The 23,847-nt window shown below is 62.6% G+C and carries 25 protein-coding genes; 12 read left to right on the top strand and 13 right to left on the bottom strand.

What is annotated here, in order from left to right; translation table 11 throughout:
• The first annotated feature begins 21 nt into the window (after positions 1-21).
• The 4 genes from MIC97_RS00420 (at position 22) to MIC97_RS00405 (ending at position 5,512) form a co-directional block, all read left to right on the top strand.
• Entirely contained in the window at positions 22-645 is a 624-nt protein-coding gene (locus MIC97_RS00420) for a CvpA family protein (RefSeq protein WP_239798413.1), read from the top strand.
• Positions 646-736: 91 nt separating this feature from the next.
• Positions 737-2,221 carry an amidophosphoribosyltransferase gene (purF, locus tag MIC97_RS00415; RefSeq protein ID WP_239798412.1) on the top strand — a complete coding sequence of 495 codons (1,485 nt, stop codon included), beginning with the start codon at positions 737-739 and terminating at the stop codon, positions 2,219-2,221.
• A 28-nt stretch (positions 2,222-2,249) separates the two neighbouring features.
• A complete protein-coding gene (locus tag MIC97_RS00410; protein ID WP_239798411.1) occupies positions 2,250-3,005 on the top strand; it encodes an SDR family NAD(P)-dependent oxidoreductase in 756 nt (251 codons plus the stop codon).
• A gap of 278 nt (positions 3,006-3,283) precedes the next feature.
• Positions 3,284-5,512, top strand: a complete 2,229-nt coding sequence (locus MIC97_RS00405) for an AMP-binding protein (RefSeq protein ID WP_239798410.1) — start codon at positions 3,284-3,286, stop codon at positions 5,510-5,512.
• Positions 5,513-5,732: 220 nt separating this feature from the next.
• Here MIC97_RS00405 and pssA read toward each other — a convergent pair whose 3' ends face one another.
• The 5 genes from pssA to MIC97_RS00380 all read right to left on the bottom strand — a co-directional run bounded on the left by pssA (position 5,733) and on the right by MIC97_RS00380 (position 11,105).
• Positions 5,733-6,557: a CDP-diacylglycerol--serine O-phosphatidyltransferase gene (pssA, locus tag MIC97_RS00400; protein ID WP_239798409.1), complete on the bottom strand. Its 825-nt coding sequence runs from the start codon at positions 6,555-6,557 to the stop codon at positions 5,733-5,735.
• A gap of 9 nt (positions 6,558-6,566) precedes the next feature.
• Positions 6,567-7,265, bottom strand: a complete 699-nt coding sequence (locus MIC97_RS00395) for a phosphatidylserine decarboxylase (protein ID WP_239798408.1) — start codon at positions 7,263-7,265, stop codon at positions 6,567-6,569.
• A gap of 100 nt (positions 7,266-7,365) precedes the next feature.
• A complete protein-coding gene (locus MIC97_RS00390) occupies positions 7,366-9,252 on the bottom strand; it encodes an ABC transporter ATP-binding protein/permease (protein ID WP_239798407.1) in 1,887 nt (628 codons plus the stop codon).
• 56 nt (positions 9,253-9,308) lie between these two features.
• Positions 9,309-9,641: a metalloregulator ArsR/SmtB family transcription factor gene (locus tag MIC97_RS00385; protein ID WP_239798406.1), complete on the bottom strand. Its 333-nt coding sequence runs from the start codon at positions 9,639-9,641 to the stop codon at positions 9,309-9,311.
• Between the two features lie 87 nt (positions 9,642-9,728).
• Positions 9,729-11,105, bottom strand: coding sequence for an Ig-like domain-containing protein (locus MIC97_RS00380; RefSeq protein ID WP_239798405.1), 1,377 nt, complete (start codon positions 11,103-11,105; stop codon positions 9,729-9,731).
• 193 nt (positions 11,106-11,298) lie between these two features.
• Here MIC97_RS00380 and MIC97_RS00375 point away from each other — a divergent pair, with 193 nt between their 5' ends.
• Entirely contained in the window at positions 11,299-11,910 is a 612-nt protein-coding gene (locus MIC97_RS00375; protein WP_239798404.1) for a TIGR00730 family Rossman fold protein, read from the top strand.
• Here the strand turns inward: MIC97_RS00375 and rarD are convergent.
• The 6 genes from rarD to cysS form a co-directional block, all read right to left on the bottom strand.
• Positions 11,894-12,820, bottom strand: a complete 927-nt coding sequence (gene rarD, locus MIC97_RS00370) for an EamA family transporter RarD (protein ID WP_239800986.1) — start codon at positions 12,818-12,820, stop codon at positions 11,894-11,896. The two genes, MIC97_RS00375 and rarD, sit on opposite strands and share 17 nt — an antisense overlap.
• 100 nt (positions 12,821-12,920) lie before the next feature.
• On the bottom strand, positions 12,921-14,534 hold the full coding sequence (gene cimA / locus MIC97_RS00365; protein ID WP_239798403.1) for a citramalate synthase: 1,614 nt from the start codon (positions 14,532-14,534) through the stop codon (positions 12,921-12,923).
• Between the two features lie 63 nt (positions 14,535-14,597).
• Complete coding sequence (pip, locus tag MIC97_RS00360; RefSeq protein WP_239798402.1) at positions 14,598-15,557, bottom strand: prolyl aminopeptidase; 960 nt, start codon at positions 15,555-15,557, stop codon at positions 14,598-14,600.
• Entirely contained in the window at positions 15,554-16,048 is a 495-nt protein-coding gene (locus MIC97_RS00355; protein WP_239798401.1) for a GFA family protein, read from the bottom strand. The genes pip and MIC97_RS00355 overlap by 4 nt, the downstream gene beginning before the upstream one ends.
• 6 nt (positions 16,049-16,054) lie before the next feature.
• Positions 16,055-16,438: a VOC family protein gene (locus tag MIC97_RS00350; RefSeq protein ID WP_239798400.1), complete on the bottom strand. Its 384-nt coding sequence runs from the start codon at positions 16,436-16,438 to the stop codon at positions 16,055-16,057.
• On the bottom strand, positions 16,435-17,871 hold the full coding sequence (cysS, locus tag MIC97_RS00345; protein WP_239798399.1) for a cysteine--tRNA ligase: 1,437 nt from the start codon (positions 17,869-17,871) through the stop codon (positions 16,435-16,437). Before cysS ends, MIC97_RS00350 begins: the two co-directional genes overlap by 4 nt.
• Positions 17,872-18,253: 382 nt before the next feature.
• Between cysS and MIC97_RS00340 the strand changes: the two genes are divergently transcribed.
• A complete protein-coding gene (locus MIC97_RS00340) occupies positions 18,254-18,406 on the top strand; it encodes a hypothetical protein (RefSeq protein WP_239798398.1) in 153 nt (50 codons plus the stop codon).
• 90 nt (positions 18,407-18,496) lie between these two features.
• Here the strand turns inward: MIC97_RS00340 and MIC97_RS00335 are convergent, their stop codons facing one another.
• Positions 18,497-19,291, bottom strand: a complete 795-nt coding sequence (locus tag MIC97_RS00335) for an SOS response-associated peptidase (RefSeq protein WP_239798397.1) — start codon at positions 19,289-19,291, stop codon at positions 18,497-18,499.
• A gap of 130 nt (positions 19,292-19,421) precedes the next feature.
• On the opposite strand from MIC97_RS00335, the gene MIC97_RS00330 reads away from it, so the two are divergent.
• The 6 genes from MIC97_RS00330 to MIC97_RS00305 all read left to right on the top strand — a co-directional run bounded on the left by MIC97_RS00330 (position 19,422) and on the right by MIC97_RS00305 (position 23,208).
• On the top strand, positions 19,422-19,871 hold the full coding sequence (locus MIC97_RS00330; RefSeq protein ID WP_239798396.1) for an NUDIX domain-containing protein: 450 nt from the start codon (positions 19,422-19,424) through the stop codon (positions 19,869-19,871).
• Entirely contained in the window at positions 19,868-20,245 is a 378-nt protein-coding gene (locus MIC97_RS00325; RefSeq protein WP_275592307.1) for a TIGR02301 family protein, read from the top strand. Before MIC97_RS00330 ends, MIC97_RS00325 begins: the two co-directional genes overlap by 4 nt.
• Positions 20,246-20,383: 138 nt before the next feature.
• Positions 20,384-20,641 (top strand): hypothetical protein, encoded by a 258-nt coding sequence (locus MIC97_RS00320; RefSeq protein ID WP_183828878.1) that lies wholly within the window; start codon positions 20,384-20,386, stop codon positions 20,639-20,641.
• 202 nt (positions 20,642-20,843) lie between these two features.
• Entirely contained in the window at positions 20,844-21,581 is a 738-nt protein-coding gene (locus MIC97_RS00315; protein ID WP_239800984.1) for a hypothetical protein, read from the top strand.
• 122 nt (positions 21,582-21,703) lie between these two features.
• Positions 21,704-22,573, top strand: a complete 870-nt coding sequence (locus MIC97_RS00310) for a folate-binding protein YgfZ (RefSeq protein ID WP_239798395.1) — start codon at positions 21,704-21,706, stop codon at positions 22,571-22,573.
• Complete coding sequence (locus MIC97_RS00305; protein ID WP_239800983.1) at positions 22,570-23,208, top strand: HD family hydrolase; 639 nt, start codon at positions 22,570-22,572, stop codon at positions 23,206-23,208. The genes MIC97_RS00310 and MIC97_RS00305 overlap by 4 nt, the downstream gene beginning before the upstream one ends.
• Here the strand turns inward: MIC97_RS00305 and MIC97_RS00300 are convergent.
• Positions 23,185-23,844 (bottom strand): glutathione S-transferase family protein, encoded by a 660-nt coding sequence (locus MIC97_RS00300; protein WP_239798394.1) that lies wholly within the window; start codon positions 23,842-23,844, stop codon positions 23,185-23,187. The two genes, MIC97_RS00305 and MIC97_RS00300, sit on opposite strands and share 24 nt — an antisense overlap.
• Positions 23,845-23,847: the final 3 nt, after the last annotated feature.

Here is a 23,847-nt window from a genome sequence, read left to right as displayed (position 1 = left end):
CCATGAAGTGGGGCGAGAACCATGCCGATTACGCTGCTTGACGGAATTCTCGTCGGCTTCACTCTGGTTTCCGCCATGCTTGCCATGGTGCGCGGCTTTTCCCGCGAGGTGCTTTCGATAGCCTCGTGGGCTGCTGCGGCGGCGGCGGCCTTCTTCTTCTACAAGCCTGTTCTGCCCTATGTGCAGCCCTATATCGACAACGAAAAGTTTGCCATGGCGGCAGCGGCGGCCATCGTGTTCCTGGTCGCGCTGATCCTCGTCACCCTCATCACCATGAAGATCGCGGATTTCATCATCGATTCGCGCATCGGCGCGCTCGACCGCACGCTGGGCTTCCTGTACGGCGCGGCGCGCGGCATTCTGGTGGTCGCGGTCGGCCTTCTGTTCTTCAACTGGCTTGCGGGCGAGCGCACGCCGGCATGGATTGCCGAAGCCAAGTCGCGGCCTTTGCTGGAATCTGTTGGCGCCAAGCTCGAAAGCCTGCTGCCAGAAGACCCGGAAAATGCTATACTGAAGCGTCTTCACCGTGACGGACAGGCGGCCGAACCGGGCGCGGCAACAGCGCCCTCCCCGGAAGCACCTGCCGCCTCCGGCGCAGGCGAGGACGACGGCGCCGGTGCGCCGCCTGCTGAAGACGCCAACTGATTGAGAAAAGCGGCCGGGAGGCGGGGCAAACTTCCACATTGCCCCGGAGCGGCCCAGGTTCTATATACCGGCTTTAGCGGAGCTTGAGCTTATGGCAGATGGACTTGGCGCTTTCGTCGCCGAAGACGATGATCATTTGCACGAAGAATGCGGCGTGTTCGGCATTCTTGGCCACGAGGACGCCGCCGCGCTGACCGCGCTTGGCCTGCATGCTCTCCAGCACCGCGGGCAGGAAGCGGCAGGTATCGTCTCCTACCACAACCGGCGTTTCCATTCCGAACGCCATATGGGCCTTGTCGGCGATCATTTCACCGATGCCGCCACCCTGCACCGCCTGCCCGGCGACCGCGCCATCGGCCATGTGCGCTATTCCACCACAGGCGAAACCATTCTGCGCAACGTGCAGCCGCTGTTCGCGGAGCTGGAAGTCGGCGGCATCGCCATTGCCCACAATGGCAACTTCACCAACGGCATTACCCTGCGCAAGCAGCTGATCGCTTCCGGCGCGATCTTTCAGGCGACCTCCGACACCGAGGTCGTGCTTCACATGATCGCCCGCTCGCGTCACACCTCCTCCAGCGCGCGTTTCGTCGATGCCATCCGGCAGGCCGAGGGCGGCTATGCCATGGTCGCCCTGACCCGCACCAAGCTGATCGCCGCGCGCGATGCGGTCGGCATCCGTCCGCTGGTGATGGGCGAACTGGACGGAAAACCGATCTTCTGTTCGGAAACCTGTGCTCTCGACATCATTGGCGCGAAATATATCCGCGACGTGGAAAACGGCGAAATCGTCATCTGCGAAATCCAGAAGGACGGATCGATCACCACCGAGTGCATCAAGCCGGAAAATCCGCAGCCGGAACGGCTGTGCCTGTTCGAATATGTCTATTTCGCCCGGCCGGATTCCGTGGTTGGCGGCCGCAGCGTCTATGTGGCACGCAAGAACATGGGCACGAACCTGGCAGAGGAAGCGCCTGTCGAAGCCGACGTGGTTGTGCCTGTGCCCGATGGCGGCACGCCGGCCGCGCTGGGCTTCGCGCAGGCCAGCGGCATCCCGTTCGAATACGGCATCATCCGCAACCACTATGTCGGCCGCACCTTCATCGAACCGACGCAGCAGATCAGGGCGCTTGGCGTCAAGCTGAAGCATTCCGCCAACCGCGCCATGATCGAAGGCAAGCGCGTGGTGCTGGTCGATGATTCCATCGTGCGCGGCACGACATCGGTCAAGATCGTGCAGATGATCCGCGACGCGGGCGCCAGAGAGGTCCATATCCGCGTGGCGAGCCCGATGATCTACCATCCGGACTTCTACGGCATCGACACCCCGAATGCCGAAAAGCTGCTCGCCAATCAGCACAAGGACCTTGCCTCCATGTGCCGTTATATCGGCGCGGATTCGCTGGCTTTCCTGTCCATTGACGGGCTTTACAGGGCCGTAGGGGGCAAGCCACGCGATCCGGAGGCTCCCGCCTTCACCGATCATTATTTCACGGGCGAGTATCCCACCCGCCTCGTCGATCAGGATGGCGAAAGCAATGTGCACACGCTTTCGCTGCTGGCCAGTAACGGCTGATTTCCTTACACGCATTCAGAGGACAGGCATGAGCATCGACCTGACGGGCCGTCTGGCTCTTGTGACGGGCGCTTCGCGCGGCATCGGCTATTTTCTTTCGCGCGAACTGGCAAAGCGCGGCGCACATGTCGTTGCCGTGGCCCGCACGGTGGGCGGGCTTGAGGAACTGGACGACGAGATCAAGGCCGAAAACGCCCGCACAGGCAAAGGCGAAGCCACGCTGGTGCCGCTCGACCTCACCGACATGGAGGGCATCGACCGCCTCGGCGGCGCTCTTCATGAGCGCTGGGGCAAGCTCGACATCATGGTGGCCAACGCCGGCGTGCTGGGCGTCATCGCCCCGCTCGGCCATGTCGAGGCAAAGGTGTTCGACAAGGTGATGGCCGTCAACGTCACATCCACATGGCGCCTGATCCGCTCCGTCGACCCGCTGCTGCGCCAGTCCGATGCAGGCCGCGCCATCGTGCTGTCCTCAGGGGCCGCCCATTCCGCGCGGGCTTTCTGGGGACCTTACGCAGCGTCGAAGGCGGCCGTCGAAGCCATGGTCCGTTCATGGGCGGATGAGACGCGCAACTATCCGCTGCGCGTCAACGCGGTCGATCCCGGCGCCACCCGCACCGCCATGCGCGCCCTTGCCGTTCCCGGCGAAGACCCCAACACGCTGCCGCATCCGTCAGAGATCGCCCAGCGCATCGTGGGGCTTGCCAGCCCCGAACTGACCCGCACCGGCGAAATCTATCAGGCACGACACGACCGCTGGGTTTCCTACCGCATGCCGGAATAATCCGCTTCCGTTGCGATCCGGCGTACATCCGGGCATCGCGGTTTGCGTGTTCCCCTGTTGCTGCCCTCATCGCAGGACCAGACAGGCATGTTGACGTGAACCGGGGTTCGGTTACTTTCCGGGCTTAATCGGGCTCGGACATTCTTCCGGAGCATCGGTCCGAAAAGTGGACTCCGGTTTTCGGTTGTTCCGATGCTCGATCTGTAATTCAGATCGTCCTTTGTGCGTCCGAATGGACGCAGGGCGATCTAAGAACAAAGGCCGGAGCACCACCGCATATGGTCCTGATCCTCGCGTTGCTGGCTGCCATTGCCCTGATCTGGGGCCTGACTGCCATAGTCGAGAAGTTCCGGCTGGGACTCAGCCTTTCGCAGGCCATCCTCTATGCACCGCTGAAGCTCATCTACCGCATCTCCGATTCGCGGATCGGTATCGCCACGGAGGCGACAGCGCCCGTCATCTATGTGGTTACCCACCAGTCGCGCCTCGACCCGGCGCTGATGCTGTCGCTGCTGCCTGAAAACACGCTGCACATTCTCGATCCCTATTCGGCCAGATCGCTGTGGCTCGAACCATGGCGGGAGCTCGCCCGCACAATCGCCTTCAATGCCGAGCATGTTTTCGTGTCGCGCCGGCTGGTAAGGGTGCTCAGGGGCAAGGGGCGGCTGGCTGTCTACATTCCGGCGGCGGTCGAGCCGGATACCCGCTCCTTCCGGCTTTATCGGGCCGTGATCCGCATCGCCATGCAGGCGGACGCGCGCATCGTGCCGATCTTCATCGGCAACGCCAATCTCCTGCCCTTCCAGATCGATGGCAGATCCCCATCGCCCCGGCGCTGGTTTCCCCCCCTTTCGATGTCGGTGCTCGAACCGATGACCGCGGAAGAACTGGTCGCCCGCAACGGCAGCCCCGCCACCAGAAACGCACATGCCCTGTTCGACAGAATGGCAGAGGCCCGGCTTGCCGCCACCGATCCGGCTCTTACCGTGTTTCAGGCGGTGCGCGACGCCGCCGAGCGCTTCGGGCCCGGCCGCATCGCCGTGGAAGACGCCACCGGCAGCAGCCTGAGCTATCGCGCGCTGCTTGGCGGCGCGCATATTCTGGGCAAGCGCTTCTCAGCCCTTGTCGAACCGGGCGAAGCTGTCGGCATCATGCTGCCCAACACGACTGGCGCGGTGCTCACCCTGCTCGGCCTTTCCAGTGCAGGGCGGACGGCGGCGCTCATCAACTACACCTCCGGCCCCGCCAATGTCTCCGCCGCCGTGGGCATGGCCGTCATCCGCACTGTGGTGTCGTCGCGAACCTTCGTTGAAAAGGCGGCACTCGGCGACATCGTCCATGCCGTGGAAGAGGCGGGCGCGAAGCTGGTGTGGCTGGAAGACCTGCAAGCCGGCATCACCGCCATGGACAAGCTGGCGGCTGCGCTGCTCTGGCGTTATCCGCTTGGCAGGCAGGATGCACGAAAGCCTGCGGTCATCCTGTTCACGTCCGGCACCGAAGGGCTGCCGAAAGCGGCGGTCCTGTCCAGCCGCAACCTGATCACCAACGCCATGCAGGCGGAAGCCCGCATTACCATCACCACCGAGGACGTGGCGCTGAACGTCCTGCCGATGTTCCATTCCTTCGGCCTGACGGCGGGAACCATCCTGCCTCTGGTGGCCGGCATGCGACTGTTCCTCTATCCCTCGCCACTGCATTACAAGCTGATCCCGCAGGTTGCCCGGCGGCTGAAGCCGACCGTCATGTTCGGCACCGACACCTTCCTCGCCCACTACGCGCGCACCGCCTCCGAGGGCGACTTCTCGAGCCTGCGCTTTGTCGTGGCGGGAGCGGAAGCGGTGAAGCCGGAGACCCGCCGCGTCTGGCGCGAGCGCTTCGACACCGCGATCATAGAGGGGTACGGGCTTACCGAAGCCGCGCCCGTCGCCGCAGTCAACACCGCTATCCATAACCGCGACGGCACGGTCGGGCGGCTTTTGCCCGGCATGAAGATGCGTATCGAGCCCGTGGAAGGTATCGCCGAAGGCGGGAGAATGTTTCTTTCCGGCCCCAACGTCATGATGGGATACATGTCGGCGGATCGTCCGGGTGAAATCCAGCCCCTGCCATCAGGGTGGCAGGACACCGGTGACATCGTGAAGGTCGATCGCGAAGGCTTCATCACCATCACGGGGCGGGCAGCGCGCTTTGCCAAGATCGCCGGCGAGATGGTGCCGCTGGGGGCGATCGAGATGCTGGTGCAGTCGCTGTGGCCGGAAGAGAGCCACGCGGTGGTGTCCGTGCCACATGCCAAACGCGGAGAGCGTATCGTGCTCGTCACCACCGCGGCGGCGGCCGATCCGGAAAGCCTGCGCAAGCTCGGCAAGCAGGCGGGGCTGGCCGAACTGGCGGTGCCGGGAGACATCGTCAAAGTAGAAGAGATTCCGGTTCTGGGTTCCGGCAAGACGGATTATCGCGCCACCCGCGAACTTGCCATCCGGCATCTGGCAGCCGGAAACGCGGCGTAGGTTTTCTGGAGCCGTTCAGTTGTTTTACGGAATCACTGAAAGGCTCCAAGTCTTTGGTTTGTCGCGTTTCCGAACCGGAAGAATGTTTCCACATTTCCTGGAAACGCTCTGGCCACGCTGGCAAGGCTCACGCCGCTGCAGCTGCATTTCAAAAACATCTGATTAGGAAAAATGAAGCCCGCGCGGCCGGTTCCGCCTGTGAGCGCTTCGTGAGTTTCGGTCACTCGCTTATGCGGGCATCCACATCCGGCGGCAGTTCCGTCTCTCCCTCCCGCTTGGCGCGGCGGGAATACGCCAGAACGCTGAGCGGCAGGAAAACGAGATAGCCGATGACCGAAGCGGTGAGCGTGTACCATGGATAGCTGACCAGCAGCAGGAACACGAGCACGATGGCCAGGATGACCAGCAGCATGCGGTCGCCCGGCACTTTGAGGCTCTTGCCCGAATAGACCGGCAGGCGGCTGACCAGCAGGAAGGCCACGATGACGGTGAAGCCAGTGGCGAGGAATGCCCCATAGCGGGTCGGCTCGAAGCCGATGAAGGAGAGGTACAGCGGCAGCATCACCACCGCAGCCCCCGCAGGAGCAGGAACCCCGACGAAATACTCAGCCTGCCATGACGGCCTGTCCTGCGCTTCCTCCAGCACGTTGAAGCGGGCAAGGCGCATGCCGCAGGCAATTGTGAAGAGCAGCGCCGCGATCCAGCCCGGCGACCCCGCGCGGTCGAGCAGGAAAGCGTAGAGCACCAAGGCCGGGGCCACACCGAAATTGACGATGTCGGCGATGGAATCCATCTGTGCGCCGAATTTGGAAGTCGCCTTGAGAAGGCGCGCCACCCGCCCGTCCAGCCCGTCGAGGAAGGCGGCGATCAGCACCATGACCACCGCCGTCTCGAACCGTCCTTCAAAGGCGAAGCGGATGCCGGACAGGCCGGCGCAGATGGCGAGAACCGTGAGCAGGTTCGGGAACACCATCCGCAAGGGGATTTCGCGGATGCGGGGTCCCCCGGATCCGTGTGGCTCGAATTTCCTGTAGGGTGGGGTCATCGGACCGGTCTACGACGCGCGTACCACGGGCGCGGTCTCCTTGCCGCCGAACTCGGCAAGCACCGTCTCGCCGCCGACAGCCGTCTGGCCGATAGCGACACGCGGCACCGCCCCTTCGGGCAGATACACATCGACGCGCGAACCGAAGCGGATCAGGCCGAAGCGTTCGCCGGCCAAGGTGTCGGAACCGGTCTCGGCCCAGCACAGGATGCGGCGCGCCACCAGACCGGCGATCTGCACCGCCGCCACCGTGCCGTTCGGGCTTTCGATGACGAGGCCGTTGCGCTCGTTCTCGCTGCTCGCCTTGTCCAGCTCGGCATTCATGAAGCGGCCCGGACGATGCTCGATACGGGTAATGCGGCCGCGCACCGGCGCGCGGTTCACATGACAGGAAAACACGTCCATGAACACCGAGATGCGGGTCATTTCAGCGCCGCCCAGACCAAGCTCCTGCGGCGGCACCGCAGGGCCGACCGCTGTGACGACGCCATCGGCGGGACTGATCACCAGACTATCATCAACCGGCGTGACGCGTTCAGGGTCACGGAAGAAATAGATACACCATGCCGTGAGTATAGCTCCGACCCACAGCAGGAACCCGGAAAAATAGCCCATCGCCAGTGTCACCACGGCGAAGACGGCTATGAAGGGATAGCCCTCGCGATGGATCGGCACGAATGTCTTCTTTATCGTGTCGAGGAGTTGCATCGTTGCTACACCGGCTCCGTTTCAATGCGGCCTCTCTAGCCGAAACGCCTCCGTGTCGCAATGAAACAATATGTCAGCACAGAACCCTTCCCCTGCACTTTCAGATCACCTCCGGCGTGCGCTGCCTGACGATGACGCCCATCTCGTCAGTCTCGCGGGCAATGCGCAGACGCTCCTCGGCCTCGGTGGCTTCGCGCTGGCGATCCCACATCGAGGCATAAAGGCCGCCCTTGCGAAGCAGAGCCGCATGCGTGCCGCGTTCCTCGATGCGACCGGCCTTGAGGACGATGATTTCGTCGGCCGTGATGACTGTGGACAGGCGGTGGGCGATGACGATGGTGGTGCGGCCGCGGCTGACCAGATCGAGCGCAGACTGGATCTCCTGCTCGGTGTGGCTGTCGAGCGCCGAGGTCGCCTCGTCGAGGATGAGGATCGGCGGCGCCTTGAGAATGGTGCGGGCGATGGCCACGCGCTGCTTCTCGCCGCCGGAAAGTTTCAGTCCCCGCTCGCCCACCATGGTGTCGTAGCCTTCGGGCAGAGCTTCGATGAAACCGCCGATCTGGGCCAGCTCGGCAGCCCGGCGCACCTCCTCCTCGGAAGCGCCGATGCGGCCATAGCGGATGTTGTAGGCGATGGTATCGTTGAACAGCACCGTGTCCTGCGGCACCATGCCGATCGCGGCGCGCAGGCTTTCCTGCGTAACCTCGCGCACGTCCTGTCCGTCGATGAGGATGGAGCCGGACTGCACATCGTAGAAGCGGAAGAGAAGCCGCGAAATCGTCGACTTGCCCGCCCCCGACGGGCCTACGATGGCCACCGTCTTTCCGGCCGGAACCTCGAAGCTGATGCCTTTGAGTATCTGGCGGTTCGGCTCATAGGCGAACTGCACGTCGCGGAACTCGACCTTGCCCGCCGCCACTGCGAGGGGAACGGCAGCCGGGCTGTCGATGACTTCCTCCTCGACATCGAGAAGATCGAACATCTGCTCGATGTCGGTGAGCCCCTGCCGGATCTCGCGATAGATGAAGCCGATGAAGTTGAGCGGCACGGAAAGCTGCATCAGCATGGCGTTGACGAACACGAAGTCGCCGACGGTGTGAGTGCCGGCCTGCACCTCCATTGCCGACATGGCCATGATCACCGCCATGCCGATGCCGAAGATCACGCCCTGACCGAAGTTCAGCCAGCCGAGCGATGTCCAGATGCGGGTGGCGGCGACTTCATAGCGGGCCATAGAGCGGTCGAACCGCTCGGCTTCCATGGCCTCGTTGCCGAAATACTTCACCGTCTCGAAGTTGAGCAGGGAATCGATCGCCTTGGTGTTGGCGTCGGTGTCGCTGTCGTTCATGTCGCGGCGGATATCGATGCGCCAGTCGCTCGCCTTGACCGTGAACCAGGTGTAGAGCAGCACCGTCAGCGCCACCACAGCCACATATTTCCAGCCATAGGCGACGGCGAAGATGATGGCGGTCAGCGCGAATTCCAGCACGGTCGGCACGCTGTTCAGCACCGTGAAGCGCACGATGGTTTCGATGCCCTTGGTGCCGCGCTCGATGATGCGCGAAAGGCCGCCCGTGCGCCGTTCCAGATGGAAACGCAGTGACAGGCGGTGCATGTGGACGAAGGTGCGATAAGCAAGCTGGCGCACCGCATGCTGGCCGACCCGTGCGAACAGCGCATCGCGCAACTGGTTGAAAGCGACCTGAATGATGCGGATGACATTGTAGGCAACAACCAGCATCACCGGCCCTGCCAGCACGGCCGGCAGCAGCGGCGGGGCGCTGGCATCGCCGGCAAGCGCGTCGGTCGCCCATTTGAAGAAGTAGGGAACCGCAATCAGCGTCAGCTTCGCCGCGACCAGCAGCACGGTCGCCCATATCACCCGGGCCTTGAGGTCGGCGCGGTCCGACGGCCACATGTAAGGCCACAGATTGACCAGCGTTTTCAGGGTTGAGCCGGAATCGGCGGAAACTGTTTTTTCACTCACGAATTGAATGCCTTACATGAAATAGAGTTGTCGCGCGCCGGAGCTTTTTTCGGCAGCTAACAATCATCGGAACAGCAGGAGGATGCGAAGCAGGCCAGCATTTCAGCGACCGCCTGCAATGCCGGGCGGTCGATGGCATAGCGCGAGCGCTGACCATCGGCCTCGAAGCGTACCAGACCGGCGGCCACCAGAACCTTGAGGTGCTGGGAGACGGTCGATTGCGCGAGGTCGAGACGGCCCACCACCTCACCGCAGCAGCAGGAACTGGCCCTCGCCAGACAGCGGAGAATCTCGATCCGCGCCGGATGCGAAAGCGCACCGAGCCGGGCGGCCAGTTCGGCGTCACCCAGCTTCCGATAATCGGCGTCACATTGAGAGGATTCTTTCATCGTACATCGACGATATACGATGAAAATCATCTATGCAATGCGCCTCCGAAAGAAAGCGCTGCCGGAACGCCTGCCCGGCAGGCAGGCTCAGTTCCCGGTTGGAACGGTCACGCGGTCGCCAAGCGCATCGAAATCGGCTTTCTCGCCGCTGTCCGTCTCCTGCGGCAGCTTGAACACCTGCCCCGGCCAGATGCGGTTGGGATCGCTGATCTGCTGCTGATTGGCGAGATAGATGGTTGAGTAGCGCGTGCCGTGGCCGTAGATGCGCCGGGAAATCTGCCACAGGGTGTCGCCCCGGCGGATGATGACCGAACCATCGGCATGTTCAAGCTTCGGCGCGGACGACGGGTCGGTCTGCGCAGCGCCCTGCCCGGTTTCGGAAGACGCAACGGCGGAGATCGTTTCGCCGGGCTCACGCTGGAACGGCACCGAGGCCCGGACGACGACCTTGTCGCTGTCCGCCGAATCGAGCCCGTCGACGCGGATCTTGTATTCACCGACCGGCAGGTCCCTGCTGGCCTCGACAAGGAAATGACCGTCCGGCGAAGTCAGGGCTTCGCCCAGCAGGATTTCGTTGGCGTAGATGCGAACCTTGCGCCCGGCATCGGCACGGCCAGCTACGAAAACTTTCGCTCCATCGATCTCGACGGCTTCGACGACGATTCTCGGCACGCCAGTCGGCTGCACGGCCTCTTCCTGTGCAGTGGGCTGATCGTCACCGCTTGTCCCGGCCGCAGTCTGCTGAGCGGACGCCTGTTCGCCGGCTTCACCGGCAGGCTGTGCCTCAGCGGTTGCGTCCGAAGACGCCTGCTGACCCGGCGCGGGAGCTGCCTGCGGCACGGTCAGGAGCTGTGCGGGCATGCCGGGCTCCTCGACCATGGCGAGAACCTGGCCGTCGGGCTTGCCGGGAACGGAAACAACGGCGGTCTGAACAGAGGTCGAGACGGTTTTGTCGCCTTCCGTGGCCCGCAATACGATCTGGTGATCGCCCGATTTCAGCGGATCATCCAGCACGATAGCGAAGGCGCCATCGGAACCGGCGACGGCTTTACCGAGCACGGAGGTACCGTCGAACAGCTCGACGGTCGCCCCCGGCACGGCCTTTCCGGCAACAACGGCGGAACCGTCGCCTTCGACGCGCAGGACATCAAAGGTTGGAACGGTTATCTCTGAGGTTTCAGTCTGAGGCGAGGAAGCCTGCTCACCGACGGCTGCATCGACAGGTGCCTGCACCTCCGCACCCGCCTGTGCGGTCTCGCTGGTGGCAGGAGCCGCGGCCTTATTCTCCGCTTCCTGAGCCGGGCCGTCCGTTTCGGCTGCCGGACCTGTTGCCTGCGGTTGCGCTACCTCGGTGGGAGTGCGTCCCAGAAAGCTGTCCAGCGCGCCGGAAAGATAGCCGATAAAGACCGCCACAAGAGCGGCGGCAGCGGCAAACAGAAGTGCCTTCAGCCCATTGTTTTTCATTGTCCTGTCCGGCCCCTCTGTCCCCGGTCGCGTGATGACATCCGATCACACCCGATCTTCGTCGGCGCAAGACCTTTACCGGTACAGTCCGGAAGATCCTGTTCCGCTGCGATCTAGCCTGTTTTGCATGTACCGACAAGAAAAACACAGGAACAGGGTTGACCCATACACAAAGCCCTAGCACCAATCCGTTATGAACACGATTCGATCCGTCTGCGTTTACTGTGGCTCTTCTCCGGGCAACGACAAAGCCTATATCGAAGCCGGGCGCGCGCTCGGTCGCGCTCTGGCCCAGTCCAACCTGCGTCTCGTCTATGGCGGCGGCACGAAGGGCATCATGGGTGCGGTGGCCGAGGGTTCCATGCGCGCGGGCGGCAAGGTGCTTGGCATCATTCCGCGCTTCCTCATGAACAAGGAAGCAACCGAAACCGGACTGGACCGGCTGGACGAGGTTGTCATCACCGACAACATGCACCAGCGCAAGCAGCGCATGTTCGAGGAGTCGGATGCTTTTGTCGCGCTGCCGGGCGGCATCGGCACTGTCGAGGAAATAGTGGAGATGATGACCTGGGCTCAGCTTGGCCATCACCGCAAGCCCATGGTCTTCGCCAGCATCGGCGGCTTCTGGAGCCCGATGATCGCGCTGCTCGACCATATGCGCGATGAAGGCTTCATCCATACCGCGCACCACGTGCGCCCGCTCGTCGTCGAAGACGTCGAAGCCATCGTGCCAACCATCCTGTCGGCCGCATCGGCGACAGGTACGCCCGCCGAGGGCGTACCGTCGATTATCGAGAAGATGTAGCGGCTCTGTTTTCCCGCAGGGTCGACCAGGTGTAGATCGCAAGCGCAACCCAGATCAGTGCAAACGCCGCAAGCTGGGCCTTGCCGAACGGCTCGTGGAACACGAACACGGCAATCAGAAACACCATGGTCGGGGCGATATATTGCATCAGCCCCAGCGTCGACAGGCGCAGCGCCTTGGCGCCGAAGGCAAACATCAGAAGCGGAATCGCAGTGATCGGGCCGCAGCCAAGCAACAGCAGCGTATCCGGCCAACTGCTCGAAACCATGTGTCCGGCACCGCTCGCATTCAGCCACACAAGATATATGGAAGCCGGAACGGAAAGTATCAGGACCTCCAGAAGAAACCCCTGACTGGGCCCCAGCGGCAGCGTTTTACGGAGATAGCCGTAGGCGGCAAACGAAAATGCCAGCGCCAGAGATACCCACGGCAAGGTGCCGGTCTCATAAGTGAGGACAGCGACAGCGACAGCGGCGAGCCCAACCGCAAGCGTCTGCACCCTGTTCAGGCGCTCTCCAAGCATCACCGCGCCTATCAGCACATTCACCAGCGGATTGATGTAATAGCCAAGCGCTGTTTCGATCGCGCGATCAGTGGCGATCGCCCATATATACAGGCTCCAGTTGAAGGTGATGATGGTGGCTGTGAGGGCTGCCATCGCCATCAGGCGCTGCGAGCGGATCGCCACCTTGAAGTCTGCCGTGCGCCTGAGCCAGACCAAAGCGGCAGCCGCAATCGGCAGCGACCAGACCACGCGGTTGGCGATGACCTCCATCAGCGGAAGATGCGCCACCCATTTCATATAGATCGGCAGCAGCCCCCACAGGAAATAGGCTCCCAGCCCCAGCGCGAAGCCGCGTCTGGCAGTCACGTCGGTCTCACCCGGCTTTTCAATCGCTTCAATGCTCATTCCGACCATATGGACCCGCCCGACGGACAGAACCATTTCAAACTTCTCATGGTTCAATCGTCTTTCGTTGATGGATCAACGCAGGCAGCGCGAGCCTTCCCTATTCGGCGGCAACCAGCCCGGCGAGTTCGCGGTTCTTCATCAGCTTGAAGACGATGGAATCCATCAGAGCCTGAAACGATGCGTCGATGACGTTGTCCGACACGCCGACCGTCCACCAGCGCGCGCCGCTTGCATCCTGCGATTCGATCAGAACGCGGGTGATGGCCTCGGTGCCGCCGTTGAGGATGCGCACCTTGTAATCGACAAGCTCCAGATCCTCGATCTCGCTCTGGTAGCGGCCGAGATCCTTGCGCAGCGCGATATCGAGCGCGTTGACCGGGCCATGCCCTTCAGCCACGGACATTCGCACCTCCCCCTCCACCACCACTTTCACGATGGCTTCGGAAACGGTCTTGATCTGGCCGTTTACGTCGAAACGGCGCTCCACCATGCAGCGGAAGCTTTCGATGCTGAAGAAATCCGGCACCGTGCCAAGCGTGCGGCGGGCCAGCAACTCGAAGCTGGCGTCGGCCCCTTCATAGGCATAGCCTTCCGCCTCCCGCTCCTTGACCATGGCGATCAGCGTATCCAGCCGCGGATCGTCACGCGACACCTCGATGCCGCGCCGCTTCAGCTCGGCGATGAAATTGGCCTTGCCGCCCTGATCCGACACCATCACCTTGCGACGGTTGCCGATGCTTTCGGGCTCGACATGCTCGTAGGTGCTTGGCTCCTTGGCCAGTGCCGAGGCATGGATGCCGGCCTTGGTGGCGAATGCAGAAGCGCCGACATAGGGCGCCTGCGCATTGGGCGCGCGGTTCAGAAGCTCGTCGAACGAACGCGACAGATGCACGATCGTCGCCAGCCGCTCCGGCGTGATCCCGGTCTCGAAGCGATCCGCATAGTTTGGCTTCAGGGCAAGCGTCGGGATCAGGGTGACGAGGTTGGCGTTGCCGCAGCGCTCGCCGATGCCGTTAAGGGTTCCCTGAATCTGCCGCGCACCGGCCTCCACCGCGGCCAGCGAATTGGCCACCGCCTGCCCGGTATCGTCATGGGCATGGATGCCGAGATGGCTTCCGGGAATGCCGGCCGCGATGACCTTGCCGACGATCTCGCGCACTTCCGCCGGCTGGGTGCCGCCATTGGTGTCGCACAGCACCACCCAGCGCGCACCCGCCTCACAGGCGGTGCGGGCGCAGGCCAGCGTGTAATCCGCATTGGCCTTGAAGCCGTCGAAGAAGTGTTCGCAATCGATGATCGCTTCCTTGCCGGCGGCGATCGCCGCCTCGACGGAAGCGCGGATGGCGTCGAGGTTTTCCTCGTCCGTGCAGCCCAGCGCCACGCGCACCTGATATTGTGAGCTTTTGGCGACATAGCAGACCACGTCCGAACGCGATTGCAGAAGCAGCGCCAGACCCGGATCGTTCGAGGCAGAGACGCCGACCCGCTTCGTCATGCCGAAGGCGGAAAAGCGCGCACGCTGTGTACGCTTCTCCGTGAAGAATGCGGTGTCCGTCGGGTTGGCCCCCGGATAGCCGCCTTCAACATAGTCGAGGCCGAACTCGTCCAGCATGCGGGCAATGGCGATCTTGTCCTCGACCGAGAAATCGATGCCCGGCGTCTGCTGGCCGTCACGCAAAGTCGTATCGTAGAGGTAAAGTCGCTCTTTCATAGCCCTGCTCTTTGCCTGCCCCCGAACCGGATTCCGGCCGGAAGTTGGTAGAAATTCCTGCGCTCAGGCCTTGCCTGCATATGCGTCGGTGGCACGGATCAGCCGGTCGAGAATGCCGGGCTCCGAATAGGCGTGCCCTGCCCCCTCGATCAGATGGAATTCGGCCCTGGGCCACGCCTTGTGCAGCGCCCAGGCATAATGCGCCGGGCACGGCATGTCGTAGCGGCCATGAACGATTGTGCCGGGAATGTCCTTCAGCTTGCCGGCATCGCGCAGCAACTGCCCTTCCTCCAGCCACCCGGCATGGACGAAATAATGGTTCTCGATACGCGCGAAGGCGACCGCATAGTCGTCCACGGCGAACGGGTCGCTGGTCTCGGGCTCGGGGAGCAGCGTGATGGTCTCGCCCTCCCAGATGCTCCATGCCTTCGCCGCTTCCACCTGCGCCGTGCGGTCGCTGCCGACCAGACGCCTGCGATAGGCGGCGATCATGTCACCGCGCTCCTCTTCCGGGATCGGAGCGACGAACCGCTCCCATTTCTCCGGGAACATCTGCGAGACGCCAAACTGGTAATACCATTCGAGTTCGGCGCGCGTGAGCATGTAGATGCCGCGCACCACCAGTTCGCTGACCCGCTCGGGATGCGTCTGCGCATAGGCAAGCGCCAGCGTGGAGCCCCACGATCCGCCGAACACCAGCCATTTGTCGAAGCCGCACATTTCCCGCAGCCGCTCGATGTCGGCCACCAGATGCCATGTGGTGTTGGCCTCCAGCGAGGCGTTGGGTAGTGATTTTCCGCAGCCGCGCTGGTCGAACAGGATCACATCATAGAGCGCCGGATCGAACAGCCGCCGATGTTTTGGCGAGATTGTGCCGCCCGGACCGCCGTGCAGAAACACGGCCGGCTTGCCGCCTTTCGTGCCCACACGCTCCCAATAGATGGTGTGACCGTGGCCGACATCGAGCATTCCGGTCTCGAACGGTTCAATCTCCGGATAAAGGCCGCGCAGTTCCGTGCTCATATGGTCGTGTCCTTTGCAGGCCATGTTTCGGTGTCATGATCGGGATGCTGGAAGGAGACGATGCGGGCAAGAAATTCCACCGCCTGCTCGTCCTCCATGGTGTCCCTGCCCGGCAGGCTGCAAACGGTATCCACATAGGGCAGCTTTGCCTCGATGCCGAACTGGATGACGGGCGCGATGCCCGACGGATCGTCAAAAGCACCGATGGCCAGCGCAATTCCATCCGGCGCTTCGTAAGTCAGCGGCGTGCCGCAATCGCCGCAGAAGCCGCGCCCGACCAGATTAGAGGAGCGGAACACCTTTCGCTCGCCGCGCGTCCAGCGAAGGCCTGCTTCGTCCACCGAGACCAGCGGCGCATAGAACGCGCCGAACGCCTTCTGGCACATGCGGCAATGGCAGACGGACGCATCACCCAGCGCACCCTCGACGCGAAACCGCACCGCGCCGCACTGACAGCCGCCGGCCCAGACCGGTTTGTTGTCGAGGCTCATCGACGCTTACTCCGGATGATGACAGACGGCCTCGATATTGTTGCCGTCAGGGTCAATAACGAAGGCGCCGTAGTAATTCGGATGATAGTGCTCGCGCACGCCCGGCGCGCCGTTGTCGGTTCCGCCAGCAGCCATCGCGGCCTCGTAGAACGCATCGACTTCCGCGCGCTTGTCGGCGGTGAAGGCATAATGGCGGCCGGGGCCTGCCTCCTTCGCCTCGTGCAGCCAGAACTGGGGCCGGTCATAGCCATAGCCGGCAACCTTCAGTCCACCGGTGAACTCCTCGGGCACAGTCATCACCAGCGAAGCGCCAAGCGGCTCCAACGCCGCATCGTAAAACTTTCGCGAGGCCTCGAAATCGGTCACTGCTATTCCGGTATGGTCGATCATCGCTTCACCTCCCATGTCGTGATACGTTCGCCGGTGGCAGGGTCCTTGCCATCCTTCAGTTGCACGCCCTGCCCCAGCAATTCGTCGCGGATGCGGTCAGCCTCGGCCCAGTTCTTCTGTGCAATGAAGGCAAGGCGGGCGGCAATCGCCTCATCCACGGCCGCCTTGTCCACTTCGGCACTGACATCGAAGCCGAGAAACTCAAGTGCGGCTCGCAACGAAGCAGCGGCGCTTTCATCGCCATCGATCGCGTCTCCCGCCAGTTGCGTCAGAAACTGGAAGGCAGAATAGGTCGCAAGGTCGTCCGACAGCGCGGCAACCACTTCGGCTGGAATTTCTGCGGCGGAAGCGGAAGCCAGATCGGCGGCGCGTTTCCATTTGCGCAGCGTGTTTTCCGCTTCCTCCAGCTTGCGCACGGCGAAATCGATCGGCTCGCGGTAATGCGTCATCAGCATGGCCAGCCGCAGCACCTCGCCCGGCCATTCGCGGCCACCGAAGCTATCGGTTTCCAGCAGTTCGCGGATGGTGAAGAAGTTGCCGAGGCTCTTCGACATCTTCTGCCCTTCGACCTGCAGGAAGCCGTTGTGCATCCAGTAATTGGCCATGACGGACGTGCCGTGCGCGCAGCGCGACTGGGCAATCTCGTTCTCATGGTGCGGGAAGATCAGATCGAGCCCGCCGCCATGGATGTCGAAGATCTCGCCGAGATAGGCCGACGACATGGCCGAGCACTCGATGTGCCAGCCCGGCCGGCCGCGGCCCCAGGGGCTCTGCCAGCCCGGCTCTTCGGGCGAAGAAAGCTTCCACAGAACGAAATCCTGCGGGTTCTTCTTGTGCGTATCGACGGCTATGCGGGCGCCCGCCTGCTGCTCGTCCAGAGGGCGCTTCGAAAGCTCGCCGTAATCCGGCATGGAGGCGGTGTCGAACAGAACTTCCCCTGCCGCTTCATAGGCATGGCCGCGTTCGATGAGAGATTGAATCAGGCCGATCATGTCGGTGCGCCCGTCATCGCGGGGCTGGACGAATTCGGTCGCGCGCGGCTCGAAATTGGGCGGCAGGCAGCCGAGCGCCTTCACGTCCTTGTGGAACTGGTCGGCGGTCTTTTCCGTCACCTTGCGGATGGCGTCGTTGAGGGTGAGGCGGCCGGCGGCAATATCATCGCCGAAATCGCGCAGGGCGCGCGCGTTGATCTTGTCGTCCACGTCGGTGATGTTGCGCACATAGGTGACGTGATCCGCGCCATAGATGTGGCGCAGCAGCCGGTAAAGCACATCGAAGACGATGACCGGGCGCGCATTGCCGATATGGGCGAAGTCGTAGACGGTCGGGCCGCACACATACATGCGCACGTTCGAGGCATCGATCGGAGAAAAAACCTCCTTCGTGCGGGTGAGCGTGTTGGTCAGGCGCAGGCCACTGGCTGTTGCAGACATTCTTCCCCTTCCCGGCATCGCCGGTTCAATCAGACACGCGGTTGCCCTTCAGCCTGCTGGCCGGGTCGTTTGTCCGATCTGAAAGGAAGATGGGGCGAAAACGTCCGGGCCAGCGCGCGGCTAGCCAATAATCGAAATGCCACAAATGGCGAAGGACATCTTCATGCGGGCTTTATCGCCTTCGATTCTGTTGCCGTCAAGCCGCAACGCCCGACGAAAATGCAGGGCAGGCACCCATCAGCGGCAACAATGAAAGATTTTATTAAACATGTAATCAGAGCCTGAAAGAAGCCCAAAAGAACGCACCGTCACGCCACTATTTCGACGGAATCAGGTATCATTTACTGGAAGTACAAGTTAATCTCGGCATCGGGGAAGAAAAATGTCGAAAAAGCCGCAGCAAAAGCAACCTGAACGACCGGTTCTGGCAAATCAGTACCGCGCCATCGGCCCGGCAGCCGTTGCAGCCGCGCTCATGCACATGACCAAGAAGAAGAAGCCGGTCCAGAAGTTTATCTCGCCGCGCCCGGCGTGATTATTCAGGCCCGCCACGCAGCGGTCCTGACAGCGCTCATCATGGCGAAGGCTTGCGCAGCTGCATGATGGCCGGATTTTTACTATCTGGTCAAAATAATGACATCTGCGCGTCACCCGGCTTCTTGTTGCCGGAGCTCTCCGGGCCGGACTTGTCTTTGGAAGGCTCCCCCTGTTCGGGAACAGCTTTCTGCTCTTTGACTTCTTCCTGTATTTCCGGCCCCGTATTGCTCACCTTGTTGACAAGACTGGAGACCGGGACAGCTTCGAAGAAATCCGGATCGGCCGGCTTCATCAGATCGGCCACATCCCTCGGTTCCTGCGTGCGGCAATCCAGCCAGCGCGCAAAGTCCTTTTCCCCGATCACGACCGGCATGCGATGGTGAATATGCGCAATTGCCGAATTGGCGGAAGTGGTGAGCAAGGCTCCCGTATCGATCTCCGATCCGCCCGGCTCCGAGTAAGGCTCCATCAGCGCCGCGAAAGCGACGAGGCCGCCATCGCGCGGGCGCAGCCAGTAAGCCTGCCCCTTCCCCGTACCGGATTGCTTCCACTCATAGAAACCGGAGGCCGGCACCAGAGCGCGCCGATGGCGCATCGCGGTGCGGAACGAGGGTTTTGTGGCCGCCTCCTCCGAGCGGGCATTGATGAGCAGGGGAAAGCCCCGCGTATCCTTCACCCAGGAAGGGATCAGCCCCCAGCGCACCAGCAAAGCCTCGCGATCAGGCAGGTTGGAGCCGGGCGGACGCGTGGGAGCCGCCAGCGCCATCAGGATCGGCTGTGTCGGCGCGATGTTGTAGCGCGTCGGAAAATCGTGCAACTCGCCAACACCGAGAAAAGCGGCGGTCTGGTCGGCGGTTGCTGTCAGCGCAAAGCGCCCGCACATGAATGCACCCTTTTTCTGCTGTATTGCCAAGGTGGGCATGGATCAGGGCGCGTGCAACCGCTAAAGCAGCCACAGGCGCTCCTTCCACAAGAACAGTTCGGCGCAGCTGCAACATGATGACATTGGCGAGATGACGACATTGCCGGAAATCCCAGCCGTATCCGTCGCGCTCGTGCGCGGCGACACTGTGCTGCTGGTGAAGCGCGGCCGGGCGCCCTCTCAGGGTCTTTATGCCTTTCCGGGCGGCAAGCAGGAGCCGGACGAGACGCCGGAAGAAGCTGCGCGCCGCGAGCTGGTGGAAGAAACAGCGCTGGAGGGAACCGGCTACAGGCCGGTGCGCACCATCTTCATCGACGGCGCTTCCGACAACCATCCGGTCGACTATCGTCTGACCGTGTTTGCGGCCGCCTATGCGGGTGGCGAAGCGGTGGCGGGCGACGACGCCGCAAGTGCCGCCTTCTATTCGCTGGACGACATGCGCGCCCTGCCGCTGGCCGCTTCGGTGATGGAAGTGGCCGAGGAACTGCTCGCCGGAACCAGGCCGGTGCGCGACATATTGTCCGGCGAGGCAGCATCATGAAACGCCTTGTCCATTCCGTTGCCGTCTGCCTTTCCATCTCGTGCATGCTGGCGACCACGCCTGTCCCCGCGGCGGAAGCCCCTTTCGAGCCCGGCCTCATGCGCCTTGCCGAAATATTCGGCTCGCTGCATTTCCTGCGCAATCTGTGCGGTGAGGACGGTTCGGAGTGGCGCAACAGCATGGAAAAGCTGCTCGAATCGGAAAATCCCGATCCGGAGCGGCGCGCGCGCTTCATCGCATCCTTCAACCGGGGCTATCGCAGTTTCGGCGAAACCTACAAAAGCTGCACGCCTTCGGCCACGGCGGCCATCAATCGGTACATGAAGGAAGGTGAGGCGTTGACCCGGGACATCGCCTCGCGCTACGGCAATTAGGAAACCATTAACTTTTCCGGCAAAGCGCCCGCACAAATCCGGGAAGGCATGCTAGAAGTCTTAATGGGACATTAAAGGGACGTTTCAACTTTGATCCTAATTTGAAGGATCGTTGCTTGAACAGGGTGAGTGTTGCGTATGGAACACAGTATCAGTGACATCGACGCCATCGTCAGGGAAGAAAAACGCCTGACCGCCGTCGAAAGCCATAACGAAGCCTGGGCCGAAGGCCTTTCGGCCGGTATCGAGCCTGAGATCATCGCCGAGGCTGCGCTGGAGACCGCATTCTGCGAGATGCTGCGCGCCAATGGCGAGAAGGCGGCGCTGAGCATGCTGGACCGAATGCGCGAAAAGGTGATCGGCGGCGCTTTCGAGCCGCATCGCATGCGTCACTGATACCGCTTCCGAATCGTATCGGGCCTGAGCCCGCTCCATACGCTTCCCCACAGCTTCTTTATCTGCAAGTCTTGTCCCGAAGCCGATACGGACTTTGACGCAACTGGCGCGGTGAGGCATCATCCGGCTGGACATGGAGATGCGGACCTTGAAACTTCGACTTTCCGGCAAGACCTCTGTGCTCAGGCTTGCCGTATGTGCTCTGGGCTTTTCAGTGCTGACCACCACGGCACTTGTAGCAACGATCCCATCCGCCTCTGCACTCAGCGAGATCAAGCGCGAAGAACTGCCTCCGCCTCTTTCCGCACCAGCCGGTTCAGGCGACTCATCGCCCGCGACGGTCCCGATCCCCGATCCGATCCACACCTCCCAGCCGCCGTCCGGCGGCGCGGAGAAGCCGGGTGACGCGCAATCGCCCTCACAGGATGGTGAAGATGACGACGGGCAGGCCGGAAACGCCGGGGACGCCCCCCTGCCGGAGATCATCTACGATCTTCAGCGCCTGCCTGAACCTGTCCGGCGGATGCACGGCCTCATTCTCGAAGCCTGCAAGACCGGCGACATCAACAGGCTGAGGCCGCTGGTCGGCACCGGGGACAGTGGCACGCAGCTTTCCCTCACCGAAGTCGAAGGCGATCCGATCGAATTCCTGAAGGGGCTGTCGGGAGACAGCGAGGGCCAGGAAATTCTGGCGATCATGGAAGAGGTGCTTAGCGCCGGCTTCGTGCACACGGAAGCCGGCACGCCGCAGGAACTCTATGTCTGGCCCTATTTCTTCGCCGTGCCGCTCGAAAAGCTGGATCCGCGCCAGCGGGTCGAGCTGTTCAAGATCGTCACCGCCGGCGACTACGAGGACATGCAGCAGTTCGGCGCCTATATCTTCTATCGCCTCGGAATCACGCCGGAGGGACGCTGGGCGTTCTTCGTGGCCGGCGACTGAAGCTTGAGAAAGCCCGCTGCGGCCTCGGAATGGCAGCAGCGGACCTTCCCCCCGCTTGCGGGCGCGCGACGGGAGGACTACCTAGAGGCGATCCTTTGCAGACTCAAGGCTCGTTTCCGTCCATGCCCATCGCCCGTCTTGAAGATCGCGCCGTCATCACCGTCGCCGGCCCCGAAGCAGAGCATTTTCTGCAGAACATCCTCACCGTCGATGTCGAGGCTCTCGCGGACGGCGAGGTCAGGCCCGGCGCGCTGCTGACGCCGCAAGGCAAGATCCTGTTCGATTTCCTGATCTCGCGCGCAGGACCGGATGCGTTCCGGCTCGAATGCCGTGCGGATGTTGGCGCCGACTTCCATCGCCGGATGCTGATGTACAAGCTGCGCACCAAGGCTGAAATTTCCAAGCCGGAACAAGCAGTTGTAACTGTCGCATGGCAAGATGATTCAGCATCTTCAGAGACCGATTCAACATCACTGCGCGATGCACGTTTTCCGCAAGGCGATGTCGTGCGCATCTATGGCGCGGAGCAAGGCTCCGGGGACGGCGGCGATCTTGCCGCATGGCATGCGTTGCGCATCGCCGGCGGGGTGGCGGAAAGCGGCGCAGACTACCAGCTCGGTGACGCCTTCCCGCATGACGTGCTGCTCGATCAGATGAGCGGTGTCGGCTTTGGCAAGGGCTGCTATGTGGGGCAGGAAGTGGTGTCGCGCATGCAGCATCGCGGCACGGCGCGGCGGCGAGTCCTGCTCGTTTCTGCCGATGCCCCCCTGCCCGCACCCGGCACGGAGCTTACCGTGGAAGGCAAGCCTGTCGGCGCGCTGGGTTCCGTATCCGGCAAACAGGGCCTGGCCATTGCCCGGATCGACCGGGTGAAGAGCGCCATCGACAACGGCAGGGAAATCCTCGCCGATGGCATCCCGGTCAGGCTTACCATACCCGGCTGGGCGAAATTTACCTTCCCGGAAGGCGCGACTGCTGCGGAGAATGGCTGATGGCCGACCGCGCCGGAGCACCAGCGCGTGCCTGGCAGCGCATGCTGTCCGGCCGCCGGCTCGACCTGCTCGATCCCTCTCCGCTCGACATCGAGATTTCGGACATAGCCCACGGACTGGCGCGGGTGGCGCGCTGGAACGGCCAGACCATCGGTTCTCACGCCTTTTCGGTGGCCCAGCACTCATTGCTGGTCGAGGCGATCTTCTGCGCTCAGGCCAGGACACCCTCGCCCGAGGCCCGGCTGGCAGCCCTGCTGCATGATGCGCCCGAATATGTGATCGGTGACATGATCTCGCCCTTCAAGTCTGTGGTGGGCGGCGGCTACAAGGAATGCGAACACCGGCTTCAACGCGCGATCCACCTGCGCTTTTCGCTGCCGGCCGTTCTGTCCGCCGGCCTTGTCAAGGATATCAAGCGCGCCGATCAGGTGGCCGCCTACTTCGAGGCGACGCTGCTTGCCGGCTTTTCGACGGCGGAGGCAGCGCAGTTCTTCGGGCGGCCGCGCGGGATCAGCGCCGACAGGTTCGACGTGACGCCGCGATCCGTCACCTTCGCGCAGGAAGCATTCCTGAAACGCTTCGGTACGCTGGAAAAGCTGCGCGGAAACGGCTCAGTCGCGGTCAGGCGCGCCTAGCGGGAAGAAGGCGCGGTAGGGGCGCGCTTCATTTATGGCGCGGGCAAAGGACGGACGATCGTTCAGCCGCTGGCGATAGGCGCGTACATTCGCGAACTGATCCGGGATCGGATGCGACCAGTCCGCGTAGAACAGCGCAGGTGCGGCCGCACAGTCGGCAAGGCTGAAGCCGTCACCGGCGGCCCATTCCCGGCCGACCATGTGGCCGTCCAGCCAGCCATAGGCTTTTTCCAGCATGCTCTTTGCATCTTCCACGCCCTTCGGGTCGCGCTCGCTGGGCGCGCGCAGCACGTCGAAGACCAGCTTCTGCTGCGGCGTGGAAATGTAGTTGTCGAAGAAGCGGTCCATGAAGCGCACGTCTACGGCAAGCTTCGGATCCTCCGGTATGAGGCGCACCGGGCCGGGGTGAAAAGCCTGCAGATGCTCGATGATGATGGTGGCCTCATGTATGGGCTTGCCTTCATCCATGAGCATCGGAAACTTCGCCACCGGCCACAGCGATTGTAGCCTTTCCATCGCCGAAGGGTTTTCCGGCGAGAGCATCACATAGTCGAACGCGGTGCCGTTTTCGTAGAGCGCAATGAGCGATTTCTGACAGAAAGAGGAAAACGGATGGGCATAGAGTTCGAGAGCCATTGC

It is taken from the genome of Aquamicrobium sp. NLF2-7 (assembly GCF_022359935.1).
In the GTDB taxonomy this organism is placed as follows: domain Bacteria; phylum Pseudomonadota; class Alphaproteobacteria; order Rhizobiales; family Rhizobiaceae; genus Mesorhizobium; species Mesorhizobium lusatiense.
Note: the sequence above shows the minus strand (reverse complement) of the source record. Positions and strands in the feature narration are given on the sequence as shown.

What these genes read in the sequence shown, in the direction of transcription:
- MIC97_RS00420 (WP_239798413.1), top strand. Translation starts at nt 22, where the DNA reads ATGCCGATTACGCTGCTTGACGGAATTCTCGTCGGCTTCACTCTGGTT.
- MIC97_RS00320 (WP_183828878.1), top strand. Translation starts at nt 20,384, where the DNA reads ATGGAACACAGTATCAGTGACATCGACGCCATCGTCAGGGAAGAAAAA.
- MIC97_RS00310 (WP_239798395.1), top strand. Translation starts at nt 21,704, where the DNA reads ATGCCCATCGCCCGTCTTGAAGATCGCGCCGTCATCACCGTCGCCGGC.
- rarD (WP_239800986.1), bottom strand. Translation starts at nt 12,820, where the DNA reads ATGAGCATTGAAGCGATTGAAAAGCCGGGTGAGACCGACGTGACTGCC.
- MIC97_RS00380 (WP_239798405.1), bottom strand. Translation starts at nt 11,105, where the DNA reads ATGAAAAACAATGGGCTGAAGGCACTTCTGTTTGCCGCTGCCGCCGCT.
- MIC97_RS00405 (WP_239798410.1), top strand. Translation starts at nt 3,284, where the DNA reads ATGGTCCTGATCCTCGCGTTGCTGGCTGCCATTGCCCTGATCTGGGGC.
- MIC97_RS00395 (WP_239798408.1), bottom strand. Translation starts at nt 7,265, where the DNA reads ATGCAACTCCTCGACACGATAAAGAAGACATTCGTGCCGATCCATCGC.
- MIC97_RS00385 (WP_239798406.1), bottom strand. Translation starts at nt 9,641, where the DNA reads ATGAAAGAATCCTCTCAATGTGACGCCGATTATCGGAAGCTGGGTGAC.
- MIC97_RS00340 (WP_239798398.1), top strand. Translation starts at nt 18,254, where the DNA reads ATGTCGAAAAAGCCGCAGCAAAAGCAACCTGAACGACCGGTTCTGGCA.
- MIC97_RS00300 (WP_239798394.1), bottom strand. Translation starts at nt 23,844, where the DNA reads ATGGCTCTCGAACTCTATGCCCATCCGTTTTCCTCTTTCTGTCAGAAA.
- MIC97_RS00375 (WP_239798404.1), top strand. Translation starts at nt 11,299, where the DNA reads ATGAACACGATTCGATCCGTCTGCGTTTACTGTGGCTCTTCTCCGGGC.
- pip (WP_239798402.1), bottom strand. Translation starts at nt 15,557, where the DNA reads ATGAGCACGGAACTGCGCGGCCTTTATCCGGAGATTGAACCGTTCGAG.
- cysS (WP_239798399.1), bottom strand. Translation starts at nt 17,871, where the DNA reads ATGTCTGCAACAGCCAGTGGCCTGCGCCTGACCAACACGCTCACCCGC.
- MIC97_RS00350 (WP_239798400.1), bottom strand. Translation starts at nt 16,438, where the DNA reads ATGATCGACCATACCGGAATAGCAGTGACCGATTTCGAGGCCTCGCGA.
- MIC97_RS00355 (WP_239798401.1), bottom strand. Translation starts at nt 16,048, where the DNA reads ATGAGCCTCGACAACAAACCGGTCTGGGCCGGCGGCTGTCAGTGCGGC.
- MIC97_RS00335 (WP_239798397.1), bottom strand. Translation starts at nt 19,291, where the DNA reads ATGTGCGGGCGCTTTGCGCTGACAGCAACCGCCGACCAGACCGCCGCT.
- cimA (WP_239798403.1), bottom strand. Translation starts at nt 14,534, where the DNA reads ATGAAAGAGCGACTTTACCTCTACGATACGACTTTGCGTGACGGCCAG.
- MIC97_RS00330 (WP_239798396.1), top strand. Translation starts at nt 19,422, where the DNA reads ATGACGACATTGCCGGAAATCCCAGCCGTATCCGTCGCGCTCGTGCGC.
- purF (WP_239798412.1), top strand. Translation starts at nt 737, where the DNA reads ATGGCAGATGGACTTGGCGCTTTCGTCGCCGAAGACGATGATCATTTG.
- MIC97_RS00325 (WP_275592307.1), top strand. Translation starts at nt 19,868, where the DNA reads ATGAAACGCCTTGTCCATTCCGTTGCCGTCTGCCTTTCCATCTCGTGC.
- pssA (WP_239798409.1), bottom strand. Translation starts at nt 6,557, where the DNA reads ATGACCCCACCCTACAGGAAATTCGAGCCACACGGATCCGGGGGACCC.
- MIC97_RS00410 (WP_239798411.1), top strand. Translation starts at nt 2,250, where the DNA reads ATGAGCATCGACCTGACGGGCCGTCTGGCTCTTGTGACGGGCGCTTCG.